At 71.3% G+C, this 13,044-nt stretch carries 9 protein-coding genes and 1 pseudogene; 6 read left to right on the top strand and 4 right to left on the bottom strand.

The window, feature by feature from the left end:
* Window positions 1–54: 54 nt before the first annotated feature.
* Window positions 55–288, top strand: a pseudogene (locus ACZ4UV_RS09110) (amino acid ABC transporter permease); the annotation flags it as partial.
* A gap of 45 nt (window positions 289–333) precedes the next feature.
* Here ACZ4UV_RS09110 and ACZ4UV_RS09115 read toward each other — a convergent pair.
* Complete coding sequence (locus tag ACZ4UV_RS09115; protein ID WP_451021894.1) at window positions 334–1,902, bottom strand: CocE/NonD family hydrolase; 1,569 nt, start codon at window positions 1,900–1,902, stop codon at window positions 334–336.
* Between the two features lie 116 nt (window positions 1,903–2,018).
* Window positions 2,019–2,783 carry a hypothetical protein gene (locus ACZ4UV_RS09120; RefSeq protein ID WP_451021893.1) on the bottom strand — a complete coding sequence of 255 codons (765 nt, stop codon included), beginning with the start codon at window positions 2,781–2,783 and terminating at the stop codon, window positions 2,019–2,021.
* Between the two features lie 143 nt (window positions 2,784–2,926).
* Here ACZ4UV_RS09120 and ggt point away from each other — a divergent pair, with 143 nt between their 5' ends.
* Window positions 2,927–4,720 carry a gamma-glutamyltransferase gene (gene ggt, locus ACZ4UV_RS09125; RefSeq protein ID WP_451021892.1) on the top strand — a complete coding sequence of 598 codons (1,794 nt, stop codon included), beginning with the start codon at window positions 2,927–2,929 and terminating at the stop codon, window positions 4,718–4,720.
* Between the two features lie 78 nt (window positions 4,721–4,798).
* Here ggt and ACZ4UV_RS09130 read toward each other — a convergent pair whose 3' ends face one another.
* Together ACZ4UV_RS09130 and map are read right to left on the bottom strand one after the other, a co-directional pair.
* Window positions 4,799–7,345 carry an ATP-dependent Clp protease ATP-binding subunit gene (locus ACZ4UV_RS09130; protein ID WP_467837055.1) on the bottom strand — a complete coding sequence of 849 codons (2,547 nt, stop codon included), beginning with the start codon at window positions 7,343–7,345 and terminating at the stop codon, window positions 4,799–4,801.
* Window positions 7,346–7,913: 568 nt separating this feature from the next.
* A complete protein-coding gene (gene map / locus ACZ4UV_RS09135) occupies window positions 7,914–8,693 on the bottom strand; it encodes a type I methionyl aminopeptidase (RefSeq protein WP_451022174.1) in 780 nt (259 codons plus the stop codon).
* Window positions 8,694–8,737: 44 nt separating this feature from the next.
* Between map and ACZ4UV_RS09140 the strand changes: the two genes are divergently transcribed.
* The 4 genes from ACZ4UV_RS09140 to ACZ4UV_RS09155 all read left to right on the top strand — a co-directional run bounded on the left by ACZ4UV_RS09140 (window position 8,738) and on the right by ACZ4UV_RS09155 (window position 12,834).
* Window positions 8,738–8,989 (top strand): helix-turn-helix domain-containing protein, encoded by a 252-nt coding sequence (locus tag ACZ4UV_RS09140; RefSeq protein ID WP_351500554.1) that lies wholly within the window; start codon window positions 8,738–8,740, stop codon window positions 8,987–8,989.
* 126 nt (window positions 8,990–9,115) lie between these two features.
* Window positions 9,116–10,504, top strand: coding sequence for a hypothetical protein (locus tag ACZ4UV_RS09145; RefSeq protein ID WP_467837057.1), 1,389 nt, complete (start codon window positions 9,116–9,118; stop codon window positions 10,502–10,504).
* A 207-nt stretch (window positions 10,505–10,711) separates the two neighbouring features.
* A complete protein-coding gene (locus ACZ4UV_RS09150; protein WP_451022176.1) occupies window positions 10,712–11,554 on the top strand; it encodes a nitrilase-related carbon-nitrogen hydrolase in 843 nt (280 codons plus the stop codon).
* Window positions 11,551–12,834, top strand: a complete 1,284-nt coding sequence (locus ACZ4UV_RS09155; protein WP_451022177.1) for an aspartate aminotransferase family protein — start codon at window positions 11,551–11,553, stop codon at window positions 12,832–12,834. Before ACZ4UV_RS09150 ends, ACZ4UV_RS09155 begins: the two co-directional genes overlap by 4 nt.
* The last annotated feature ends 210 nt before the right edge of the window (window positions 12,835–13,044 follow it).

The following is a 13,044-nucleotide window of genomic DNA, read 5'->3' on the forward strand; positions in this document are numbered from 1 at the left end:
GACCGGTGCTCGTGAACTTCTCGGCGCCGGCCCTTCTCCTGGGCTCCCTGCGGCGAACGCGGCCCGCGTGGGCCCGCGTTCGCGCTCGGCGTGCGCGAGACCCGCACCCTGGAGGACACCTCGCCGGGCCGTCTCGTCACCTACGAGGAGTTCCTCCATGCCGGGAAACCGATCGCGTCCAACCTCGACTACGATTTGCCCTTCATCCCTGTGGAGATGGTGATCTCCCCGGTCTGCATCGGGATGTGCATGGTGGCCCCGGCCGAACCGGGGACGCTGCTGCCGTAGGGGGCAGCAGCCAAAGGGCCAGGCCCGGCCGGCGGCAGCCGGAGATCACTGCTCGCGCAGCGGAACGGACACGTACGACGGGTCGTCCACCGGCGAGGAGAAGGTCAGCTGCGCGCCGGACGGGTTGTGCTCGATGTAGAGCGGGTCCACCGTGTCGATCACCAGCGCGAGCCGGTGCCCGGCGGGCACGTCGTAGGCCGTGGAGAACAGGTCCAGGTCCACGTCGAACGCCTTGCCGGGCGTCCGGCCGTGCCAGGTGTACGGCGCGTTGGTGACCAGCTTGCCGAGGCCGAGCGGCCCCACGTCGTACAGGTAGGCGACGAGGGTGCCGCTCTCCGCGCTCGGGGTGAGGGTGGTGTGCAACGTGGCCGTACCACGTACCTGTTGCGCGTCGGTGTACCGCCCGGACTGCCAGACGGCGGCCCAACGGCGGGGGAGCAGCGGGATCGAGGCGACCGGGGGCAGCTGGGCGACCTGGTCGAGGATGCTGGACAGGAAGACGATCCCGCCGTCCGCGCCCGAGTCGACGTTGGCGTGGACGGTGGCCGTGTCCGCCAGGGCGATCTTCCGCCGCATGGCGCCGACCGACTTCCAGTCCGGGTAGCCCTCGTAGCCACCCGTGGAACGGGACTTGAGCTCCACGGGCTGCTCGCGGTCGATCCCGTTGTCGTCGCCCTTGAGGTAGTGGTCGAACCAGCGCTCGGTGTCCGTCCACACGTCGTTGGGCAGCCCGAACAGTCCGGTCAGCTCCGCGGTGGCGTGGTCGCCGGGGCGCAGCTCAAGCCGTTTGGGGCCGGTCAGCGTGTTGTAGAAGTCGGCGATCTGGTTGGGCGGGAAGATCGTGTCGCCCCAGGCGTTGGCGAGCATGACCGCCGCGCCGTTCTTGTTGATCTGGTCGACATGGGTCGCGGCGGAACGTTTCTTTCCCCAGTCGATCAGTTCCTGTTCCTTGGAGAGGTCTGAGGCGAAGAAGTCCTTGAAGACCTGGCTGGTCTCCGCGCTCGGGCGGCCGGTGACCTGGCCGACGCCGTCAAGGAGGGCGGTCGCTTCGGAATGCTCCGTGCGCCCCGAGTAGATCGAGTCGATCAGGTCGGCCCAGCCGCTGAGCGAGGCAACCGCCTTGATCCGCCTGTCGTGCGCGGCCGCGAGCAGGCTGATGCCGGCGCCGTACGACACGCCCGCCATGCCGATGTGCCCGGCGTCGGACGGGGTGTTGGCGAGCGCCCAGTCGATCACCTTGGACGCGTCGGCCACGTCGGGCGGCCCCGCCACTTCTATCCCGCCGCCGGACTGCCAGAACCCGCGGACGTTGTAGGCCACCACGACATAGCCGGAGTCGGCGAGTTTCCGGGCCTGGGCCAGGTACTGGACCTGGGGGAAGCCCCAGCTCGTGGGCATGACGAGCAGCGGGTAGCGGTGCGAGCCGTCGGCGCCCGCGGGCGTGACGACGTTCGCCTTGAGCGTCGTACCTCCGTCGCCGGCGACGTCGACGAACCGGACGCCGTCCGTGGCGGCCTGGGCGGCGGGGGTGAACCCGAGGACACCTCCGGCGATCAGGGTCGCGGAGACGGCGCCCACGGCGGTCGTGCGCAGGGCCTTGCGATGGGTTCCCACAGGTCACTCCCCATACGTGTGAATGCAAAGTGACCCGACGGTAACCGCGACCTCTTACCGTAAGTAACCCGTCGGTAAGTTACGTGCGAGTAAAGATTGTTGAAGGGTGCGGGCAGTCAGGAGGCGCGGTGCGAGGCGCGCGGCGTCTCGGTCGCGTCGGGCGGCAGCGGTGCCTGCGCGGCACGGGTGACGTCCTCGACGAGTTCGACCACGTCAGGGCCGTACGCCTGCGAGTTGACGACCTTGAGGAGCAGCACGAAGGAGTTCTTGCCGTGCTTGCGGGCGAGCCGCTCGTGGTTGCGGGCGAGGTAGCGGGTGGCCGCCTGGTTGGTGATCGCGCGCTGCCCGCAGAAGAGGAACACCGGGCGAGCGTCCGGGCGTTGGCCGGCGGTGAGGCGGGCCAGCAGTACGTACTCCGTGATGCCCGGGTCGAGGCGGTAGCGCTCGGTGCCGATCTGGAAGGCGCCGCGGTCCGGGCCCGGCTCCGGGTCGATGTTGACGCGCACGCCCGGCAGCATCGCGGACATGTGGGCCACCATGCGCCGGTTCGACCCCGGCCCGCCCACGCAGAACTCCGTACGCTCGCCGAAGCCCTGCTGGACGTTGTCCTGGGTCACCATCTGGAGGTTCGCGCCGCAGTCCTTGATGAGCGCGGCCAGTTCCAGGAGCGCGAACACGTCGAAACGGTGGACGGCCGGTTCGGACGTGGCGGGATCGCGGTTGACGACCAGCAGCGACTCCGAGTTCTCCGGCAGCCCGAGAAAGGCCTGCTTGCGGCGCAGGCTCCGGCGCCACAGCGAGGTACGGGCCAGCCAGCCGAGCGCCGCGCTGATGCCGGCCGCCACGACGCCGAGGATAATGTTGCGCAGGTCGTCATTCATGGGCGCGCATGCTAGCGGGCGCAGGTGGCCGGAACGTACCCGTGTTCGAAGTGTGGCGGTCGTATGACAGTGCCCTGAATGTGGCTGTCGGGGCCGCGGCCCCGCCGATACGCTGCGCGGACGTTCCGGAACTGGAGGTGCGGATGCGTCGCCCTGTCGCGCGGAAACTGACGGTCCTGGCGGTCTCGGCCGCCGTGGTGTCGGTGGGGGCGGCAGCGCCTCCCGCCTCCGGCGGTGCCACCACCGCGAAGACCCCGGTGGCCGTCGGCTACGGCGGTGCCGTCTCCAGCGTCGACGCGGACGCCACCGCCGCCGGTATCGAGGTGCTCCGCAAGGGCGGCAACGCGGTCGACGCGGCCGTCGCGACCGCCGCCGCGCTCGGCGTCACCGAGCCCTACTCCTCCGGCATCGGAGGTGGCGGCTACTTCGTCTACTACGACGCCAAGTCCCGTACGGTGCACACGATCGACGGCCGCGAGACCGCGCCGCTGACCGCCGACTCCGACCTGTTCGTGGAGAACGGCAAGCCACTCGCCTTCGCCGACGCCGTCAGCAGCGGACTGAGCGTCGGCACCCCGGGGACGCCGGCCACCTGGCAGACGGCGCTCGGCCAGTGGGGGACGGAGCGGCTCGGCTCGGTGCTGAAACCGGCCGAACGCATCGCCCGCAACGGGTTCGTCGTCGACAACACCTTCCAGTCGCAGACCGCCGCGAACGAGACCCGGTTCCGGTACTTCCCCGACACGGCCAAGCTGTTCCTGCCGGGCGGGAAGCTGCCGGTGGTGGGTTCCACCTTCAAGAACCCCGAACTGGCCCGGACCTACGAGGAGCTGGGGAAGAAGGGGATCGGGGCCGTCTACAAGGGCGACATCGGCAAGGACATCGTGTCGACGGCCGACAACCCGCCCGTGGACCCGAGTTCGGGATGGAAGGCGCGGGCGGGCAAGCTGTCCACCAAGGATCTGGCCGCCTACCGGGCCAAGCTGCAGGCGCCGACCGAGACGGGGTACCGCGGGCTGAAGGTGTACTCGATCGCACCTTCGTCGTCCGGCGGGACCACCGTCGGCGAAGCGCTCAACATCCTGGAGAACACCGACCTCTCCACGGCCAGTGAGGTGCAGTACCTGCACCACTTCATCGAGGCGAGCCGGATCTCCTTCGCCGACCGGGGGCGCTGGGTCGGCGACCCCGCGTTCGAGAACGTGCCGACGACGGGGCTGCTGTCGCAGCGGTACGCCGACGAGCGGGCGAAGCTGATCAGCGACGACGCGGTGCTGACCAGCCCGGTCGCACCGGGCGACCCCAACAACCCAGGGTCGACCGGGACGGCGGCGCCGACCACGTACGAGGGGGAGAACACGACGCACCTCACGGTCGCCGACAAGTGGGGGAACGTCGTCTCCTACACGCTGACCATCGAACAGACCGGTGGCAGCGCGATGACCGTCCCGGGGCGGGGGTTCCTGCTCAACAACGAGCTGACCGACTTCTCGTTCACCCCGGCCAACCCCGCGGTGCACGACCCGAACCTGCCGGGGCCCGGGAAGCGGCCGCGGTCCTCCATCTCGCCGACCATCGTCCTGGACAAGGCGAACCGTCCGGTGGTCGCGGTGGGGTCGCCCGGCGGGGCGACCATCATCACGACGGTGCTGCAGGTGCTGACCGAGTTCCTCGACCGGCATCTGCCGCTGGTGGACGCGATCGCCGCGCCTCGGGCGTCGCAGCGGAATGCGGCGAAGACCGAGTTGGAGCCGACGCTGTACAACGACCCTGCGGTGCGGGGGAAGTTGGAGGCCATCGGGCATGCGTTCTCGTTGAATCCGGAGATCGGGGCGGCTACTGGTGTCCAGCGGCTGCCGGGTGGGAAGTGGCTGGCGGCGGCTGAGACGGTGCGGCGGGGTGGGGGGTCGGCTCAGGTGGTGGATCCTGCGCCGTAGTTGCCGGGTGCGGGTGCGTGGGGCTGGTCGCGCAGTTCCTCCTCCCCCGGCCTTCGGCCGGGGGTACCCCCGGCGTCCCTAGAGGGGCGCCTTCTGCGGGCGGAACTCCAGGCGGCCGTCGGTGACATCGACCGTCACGGTGCTGCCCTCCGCGATCGTGCCGTCCAGGAGCAGTCGGGACAGCTGGTTGTCGACTTCCCGTTGGATGGTCCGGCGCAGCGGGCGGGCGCCGTACTCCGGCTGGTAGCCGTGTTCCGCCAGCCAGTTGACCGCCGCGTCCGTGAAGTGGGCCGTGATGCCCTGGGCGTGCAGCATGCGGCGGGTGTGTTCCAGCAGGAGTTCGGTGATCTGGCGCAGCTGGTCGCCGGTGAGCCGGCGGAAGACGACGATCTCGTCGATGCGGTTGAGGAACTCGGGCCGGAAGTGGTCCCGGAGTGGCCGCAGGACCCGCTCGCGGCGGGCCGCCTCCGTCGCCTCCTCGTCGTCGGCGCCGAAGCCGATGCCGGCACCGCGCCTCGTGATCACGTCCGAGCCCAGGTTGCTCGTCATCACGATGACCGTGTTGGTGAAGTCCACCGTGCGGCCCTGGGAGTCGGTCAGGCGGCCGTCGTCCAGGACCTGGAGCAGGATGTTGAAGACGTCCGGGTGCGCCTTCTCCACCTCGTCGAGGAGGAGCAGGGAGTACGGGTGACGGCGGACGACCTCGGTGAGCTGGCCCGCCTCCTCGTGGCCGACGTAGCCGGGCGGGGCGCCCACCAGACGGGAGACGGTGTGGCGCTCCTGGTACTCGCTCATGTCCAGGCGGACCATCCGGTCCTCGCTGCCGAACAGCACCTCGGCGAGCGCGCGGGCCAGTTCGGTCTTGCCGACGCCGGTCGGGCCGAGGAAGAGGAAGCTGCCGATAGGCCGGTTAGGGCTCGCCAGTCCGGCACGGGAGCGCATGACCGCCTCGGAGACGACGGCGACCGCCTCGTCCTGGCCGACGACCCGCTGGTGCAGATGGGCCTCCAGGCCGAGCAGCCGTTCCTTCTCCTCCTGGGTGAGGCTGCTGACCGGGATGCCGGTCTGGCGGGAGACCACCTCGGCGATCGCCTCGGCCGTCACCTCCAGGTTCAGCCCCTCGTCCGCCTCGTCCTCGCCGGAGAGTTCGGTGATGCGGGTCTTCAACGCGCCGATGCGGTCCCGGACCTGGGTGGCGCGTTCGTACTGCTCGTCGGCGACCGCCTGGTCCTTGTCCCGGGTGAGCTGCTCGATCTCGCGCTCCATGGCGCGTACGTCCGTGCCCTTGGTGCGGGCGCCTAGGCGGACCCGGGCGCCGGCCTGGTCGATCAGGTCGATCGCCTTGTCCGGCAGCCTGCGGTCGGTGAGGTAGCGGTCGGACAGCTCGACGGCGGCGACCAGGGCCTCGTCGGTGTAGCGGACCTGGTGGTGGGCCTCGTAGCGGTCCCGCAGGCCGCGCAGGATCTCGATGGCGTCCGGGACCGTCGGCTCGGGCACCAGGATCGGCTGGAAACGGCGGGCCAGCGCCGCGTCCTTCTCGATCTTGCGGAACTCCTCGAGGGTGGTCGCGCCCACGACGTGCAGCTCACCCCGGGCCAGCGCGGGCTTGAGGATGTTGGCCGCGTCCATCGCACCACCCTCGCCGCCGCCCCCGGCGCCGACCACGGTGTGCAGCTCGTCGATGAAGACGACCAGCTGGTCGGAGTGCGAGCGGATCTCGTTGACGATGTTGTTGAGCCGCTCCTCGAAGTCGCCCCGGAACCGGGTGCCGGCGACCACGCCGGGCAGGTCGAGGGCGATCACCCGGCGGCACGACAGTACGTCGGGCACGTCCCCGTCGGCGATCCGCTGGGCCAGGCCCTCGACGATCGCCGTCTTTCCGACACCGGCGTCACCGATCAGCACGGGGTTGTTCTTGCCGCGCCGGGAGAGCACCTCGATGGTCTGCTCGATCTCGTCGTCGCGGCCGATGACCGGGTCGATCCGGCCCTGACCGGCCAGCTCGGTCAGGTCCCGGCCGTACTTGTCGAGGTTCGGCGTGCTGCTGGGACGGCGCCGGGTGTCCGGCCCGGCGAGCGAGCGGTCGGTCTCCGCGGTGTCCGGCGGCAGGCCGGCGGCGGCGAACCGGGCGGCGTTCAGGATGTGCCCGGCGGCCGAGTCCGGGTTGGCGGCCAGCGCGCCCAGCACGTGCTCGGGGCCGATGTACCCGGCTCCTCCTGCCCGGGCCAGGTCGTGCGCGTCCAGCAGGGCCCGTTTGACGGCCGGGGTGAGGGAGAGCGAGGTCGGCGGGGGAGCCTCCCCGGGCGGGTGCTGGACCGGCCCCGCGCGGCCGTCGATCTCCGTCGCCAGCGAGTCGGGATCGGTGCCGGACCTGCTCAGCAGGGAACGGGTGGGCTCCGCCGTCAGCGCCGCGCGCAGCAGGTGCTCGGTGTCGAGGTCCCGGCTGCCGTGCTCGGCGGCGTACTGGGCGGCGCCCTTGACCAGTTCCCTGGCCGGCTGGCTCAGCAGCCTGCCGATGTCGATCTGGCGGGGGCCCTGGCGGGCTCCGCCGCCGAAGAAGCGTGCGAGGAACTCTCCGAAAGGGTCCTGTCCGAAGTTGTCCGGTCCGGGGTAACCGCTGGTCATGAGCGTTCGTTCCGTTCCGGCGTCCCGGCGCCTGGCGGGACGCGCTCGCTGGTCGACGTGCCGGTCCACGCGGGTGCCCCTGCAGGGCCCGGTCACACCACCTTCGCACGCCCGCCGGAGGGGGGCACGTCCAGCCGTTCGGGGGACGGGCCGAGCCTACGGGAAACCAGCAGAGTAATTCGGCAACGCAGCGCCGCCTTACGTCCTGCCGCGATAATCTCCGCCTTTCTCGTGTCGTGTGGTCGCACCGGCCGGACCCGGAGTCCGGCCGGTGCGACCGGCGCGTTTTATGCCACGTGATCAGCGGCCGTTGGTATTCGGCCGGGGCCGCCGCCGACCATGGGGCGGAGGCGGCGGAGGCACCGGCTGCCGCCGTGTGGGCCGGGGGAACGGAACGCGCATGCGCACGTTTTCCATGAGAACTCCTTCGCTGATTGGGCGGCTGTTTTTCCGCCCGTCACGGAAAGGAGTACGGGGGGACCGCCGTCGTTGTTCAGTGTTCTGGAGAATTCATTTGGGGTGTGCCGACCCGCATATCGCGATAAGAAATACACAGGGAAAACCTGTGTCAGTTCTCTGAATTCCTGGCCGTGAGAACCCGCGGCCCCGCCTCGGTGATCGCCACCGTGTGCTCCGCGTGCGCCGCCCGGGAGCCGTCGTTCGTCCGCAGGGTCCAGCCGTCCTCGGCCGCGTGGTAGCCGTCCCGGCCGCCGCCGATCACCATGGGCTCGATCGCGAGGACCATGCCGTGCCGCAGCGGGAGGCCGCGACCGGGGCGGCCCTCGTTGGGAACGCCGGGGTCCTCGTGCATACGGCGGCCGATGCCGTGTCCGCCGAAGTCCTGTGGGATGCCGTAGCCGGCGTCCCGGCACACCCGGCCGACCGCGTGGGCGATGTCGCCGATGCGGTTGCCGACGACCGCCGCCGCGATGCCCGCCGCGAGCGCCCGCTCGGCGGTCTCGATGAGCCGGACGTCCGCCGGGCGCGGCCTGCCGACCGTGAAGCTGATCGCCGAGTCGCCCGCCCAGCCGTCCAGCACCGCACCGCAGTCGATGGAGACCAGGTCTCCGTCGCGCAGCCGGTAACCGGTCGGGATGCCGTGCACGATCGCGTCGTTCACGGACGCGCAGATGACGGCGGGGAACGGGGTGGGTGCGAACGAGGGCCGGTAGCCGAGGAAGGGGGAGGAGGCTCCTGCTTCGCGCAGCACCTCCCGCGCCACCTCGTCCAGTTCGAGCAGGGAGACGCCGATGCCGGCGGCCTCGCGTACGGCCGTCAGGGCCTGTCCGACGACCTGGCCCGACGCGTACATGGCGTCGATCGATGTGTCTGTCTTCAGTTCCACCATGCCAATTAATATACCGGTTTTCTCGACCGGGTTAGAATGGCGGCATGGTGCGCACCCCTCTCACCCCGGAAGAACGTGAACGCGGCGAGCGGCTCGGGCGGTTGCTGCGCGAGGCGCGCGGCGGCCGGAGCATGACGGAGGTGGCGGCCGCGGCGGGCATCTCGGCCGAGACCCTCCGCAAGATCGAGACCGGGCGGGCGCCGACCCCCGCCTTCTTCACGGTCGCCGCGCTGGCCCGTGCGCTCGGTCTGTCGATGGACGAGCTGGTGGAGCGCTGCGCCCTGGTCGTCGTCTGACGCGCATCGGTCAAGATCGGGCAATGAGGGCTCCGCGCCCCCGCTGAAAACTCCCCGTAGCAGCGCCGTAACACGACTGGTGTTGCCTACGAAGCCGGAGTGTTCCGGTCTGGTGGGAGTCGAGCGATGACTGTGGATCAACTCCCGGGCCGGGTGCGGGAGTTCGCGAACTACCTGAACGGCCTGCTGGCGCGCCTGGATCAGGGCGGCGGCTGGTGCGCCGTCTTCTGGCAGCGCGACCCCGACGGTATGCAGGGCTGCCTCGCCGGGCGCGAGGTGCCGCCCTGGGACGTCGTCGAGGCGCTGCTCCAGGATCTGGCCACCGTCCACGGCACCGGGGCCGCCGCGCGCGAGGCCGAGCAGGCCCGCCGGCTGCACGCGGAAGCGCTCGCCGCGTACGACACCCGGCCGGGCGCCCGCGAGGACCTGGGCGACCGCCTCGACGTCACCCTCAGGGAACAGCGGTACGCGGCGGAACGGCTGGCCCAGCTCGGCCGCGCCCTGGACGCCGCGCGCTCCCGTGAGGAGGCCGAGGCCCTGAACATCGACCTCGCCTGGGCCCGCGACGACCACGCACGCGCGGCCGCCCGGTGCGCCGAGCTCCGGGCCCGGATGGGACGGCTGGAACAGCGGGCCGAGCTCGCCGGGCGCCCAACGAGCGAGACCCTCCCCGTGGCTCCCCGGCCGGCCCAGGCCCCGGCTCCCGCCCAGACTCCGGCTCCCGCCCAGGCCCCGGCTCCCGCCCCCGCCCCGACCGAGGCTCCGGCCCCGGCTCCCGCCCCGGCCAAGCAGCGCAAGCGGCGACGGGGCAGTGCCCGGTTCGCCGGCATGGCGGAGGACGAGGCCGTGCCCACGGTCGTACCGCAGACGCCGGAGGCGTCCGTGTCCGAGGCCGCCACCGGCCGTCGTACCCCGCGCGGAGCCCGTTTCGCCGGGGCCGTCGAGGTACCGGCGCGGCCGGAGCCGGTGCCCGCGGAGTCCGACGAGGAATCGGAGCGGGCCGTGGCGGCGGCCGTCAAGCGGCTCGAAGGGCTGCGGGCGGCGGGCCGCACCGGGGAGGCGCACGCGCTCCTGGCCGAGGTCGCGCACTGGTCCGCCGCCCGGTTCCCGCTGCTCGCGGACGCCCTCCAGCGGGCCGGGCTCGGCGCCGACTGGGCCACGCTGCTGTGGGAGGCGGCCTCGCTGCCGCCCGCCCGGCTCGTCGCGGCCGCCGACGCCCTGACCGCCGCGGGCCGGACCGACGACGGCCGCCAGATCCTGCGCCAGGGCGTCGCCCGCCCCGCCGCGGAGATCGGTGAGGCCGTCCTCGCCCTGGACGCGGAAGGCCGCCACCGCGAGGCCCGGGCCCTGCTGGACACGTACGTCCAGGTCCGCACCCCGGAGGAGGCGGCCCACAGCGCCGAACCGGATCCCCGGCGCCTGGTGCCCCTGCTGCTCCGCTCGGCGCAGACGATTTCGGACCAGCGCCACTGGGACTTGCTGCACGCACTGCGGGTGGCGGGCCTCGCTTCTTGACCCCTTCAGGGGCGCTGGGGGAGGAACTGCGCGATCAGCCCCCACGCACCGGTACCCGGTAAACGGCCGAACCCCCATGGCGGAGCCCCCTGACTCCTCCACCGGGGTAAGAAACGCGATGGACTCGGCGGCTTAACGACGATGGTCTTGGCAAGGACTCCGAGGAGGCCTACTTTCGACCCTCTACGGGCGTAGAAGGAGCAGCTCATGGCCAACGTCGTACGCGCCGCTCTGGTCCAGGCCACCTGGACCGGCGACACCGAGTCCATGGTGGCGAAACACGAGGAACACGCCCGCGAGGCGGCCCGCCGAGGCGCGAAGATCATCGGATTTCAGGAAGTCTTCAACGCCCCCTACTTCTGCCAGGTCCAGGAACCCGAGCACTACCGCTGGGCCGAGCCGGTCCCGGACGGCCCCACCACGCGTCGTATGCAGGAACTCGCGCGCGAGACCGGCATGGTGATCGTCGTCCCCGTCTTCGAGGTCGAGCAGTCCGGCTTCTACTACAACACCGCCGCCGTGATCGACGCCGACGGTACCGTCCTCGGCAAGTACCGCAAGCACCACATCCCGCAGGTCAAGGGCTTCTGGGAGAAGTACTACTTCAAGCCCGGGAACGTCGGCTGGCCGGTCTTCGACACCGCCGTCGGCAAGGTGGGCGTGTACATCTGCTACGACCGCCACTTCCCCGAGGGCTGGCGGCAACTCGGCCTCAACGGTGCCCAGTTGGTGTACAACCCGTCAGCCACCTCGCGCGGCCTGTCGGCCTACCTCTGGCAGCTGGAACAGCCGGCCGCCGCCGTCGCCAACGAGTACTTCGTCGCCGCCATCAACCGGGTGGGCCAGGAGGAGTACGGGGACAACGATTTCTACGGGACGAGCTATTTCGTCGATCCGCGTGGGCAGTTCGTGGGGGAGGTCGCGAGCGACAAGGGTGAGGAACTCGTCGTCCGGGACCTCGACTTCGACCTGATCGAAGAAGTGCGTCAGCAGTGGGCCTTCTACCGCGACCGCCGTCCCGACGCCTACGAAGGGCTGGTACAGCCGTGAACGACCTCTTCGCCCGCCACCGCCAGGTCCTGCCCGACTGGCTGGCCCTCTACTACGACGAGCCCCTGGAGATCACCCACGGCGAGGGCCGGCACGTCTGGGACGCGGACGGCAACCGCTACCTCGACTTCTTCGGCGGCATCCTCACCACGATGACCGCGCACGCCCTGCCCGAGGTGACGAAGGCGGTGAGCGAGCAGGCCGGCCGGATCATCCACTCCTCCACGCTCTACCTCAACCGCCCGATGGTCGAACTCGCCGAGCGCATCGCCCAGTTGAGCGGCATCCCGGACGCCCGCGTCTTCTTCACCACGTCCGGCACCGAGGCCAACGACACGGCCCTGCTGCTCGCGACGACGTACCGGCGCACCAACACCATCCTGGCGATGCGCAACAGCTACCACGGCCGCTCCTTCAGCGCGGTCGGCATCACCGGCAACAAGGGCTGGTCCCCGACCTCCCTGTCCCCGCTGCAGACGCTCTACGTCCACGGCGGCGTCCGCACCCGCGGCCCGTTCGCCGAGCTGAACGACCGTGACTTCATCGCGGCCTGCGTCGACGACCTGCGCGACCTCCTCGGCCACACCCGCCCGCCGGCCGCGCTGATCGCCGAGCCCATCCAGGGCGTCGGCGGCTTCACCTCCCCGCCCGACGGGCTGTACGCGGCCTTCCGCAAGGTCCTCCAGGAGCAGGGCATCCTCTGGATCGCCGACGAGGTGCAGACCGGCTGGGGCCGCACCGGCGAGCACTTCTGGGGCTGGCAGGCACATGGCCAGAGCGGTCCGCCGGACATCCTCACCTTCGCCAAGGGCATCGGCAACGGCAGCTCCATCGGCGGTGTGGTGGCCCGCTCCGAGATCATGAACTGCCTGGACTCCAACAGCATCTCGACGTTCGGCGGCACCCAGATCACCATGGCCGCGGGCCTCGCCAACCTGTCGTACCTCCTGGAACACGACCTCCAGGGCAACGCCCGCCGCGTCGGCGGCCTCCTCATCGAACGCCTCCGCGCGGTCGCCGCCCAGCTGCCCGGCGTACGCGAGGTCCGGGGCCGCGGCCTGATGATCGGCGTCGAACTGGTCAAGCCCGGCACCGACGAGGCCGACCCCAAGTCTGCCTCCGCCGTCCTGGAAGCGGCCCGTGAAGGCGGCCTCCTGATCGGCAAGGGCGGCGGCCACAACACGAGCGCGTTGCGCATCGCCCCGCCTCTGTCCCTGACGGTGGCGGAGGCGGAGGAGGGCGCGACGATCCTCGAACAAGCGCTGCGGAGTGCCTACTAGGCGCTCCGCCGGGGGTGCCGTGACCTGACTGTGTCGGCTGCGGCGCCGTCGTGGGGGGGGGGGGGGGGGGGGCGGGGGCCCCCCCCCCCCCCCCCCCCCCCCCCCCCCCCCCCCCCCCCCCGCCCCCCGGCGCCCCCCCGGTTTTGAAGGGCAGCGGGGTGTGTACCACCCCCCCCCCCCCCCCCCCCCCCCCCCACAAGCCCGCACCGC

The organism is Streptomyces sp. NPDC028289 (genome assembly GCF_055565975.1).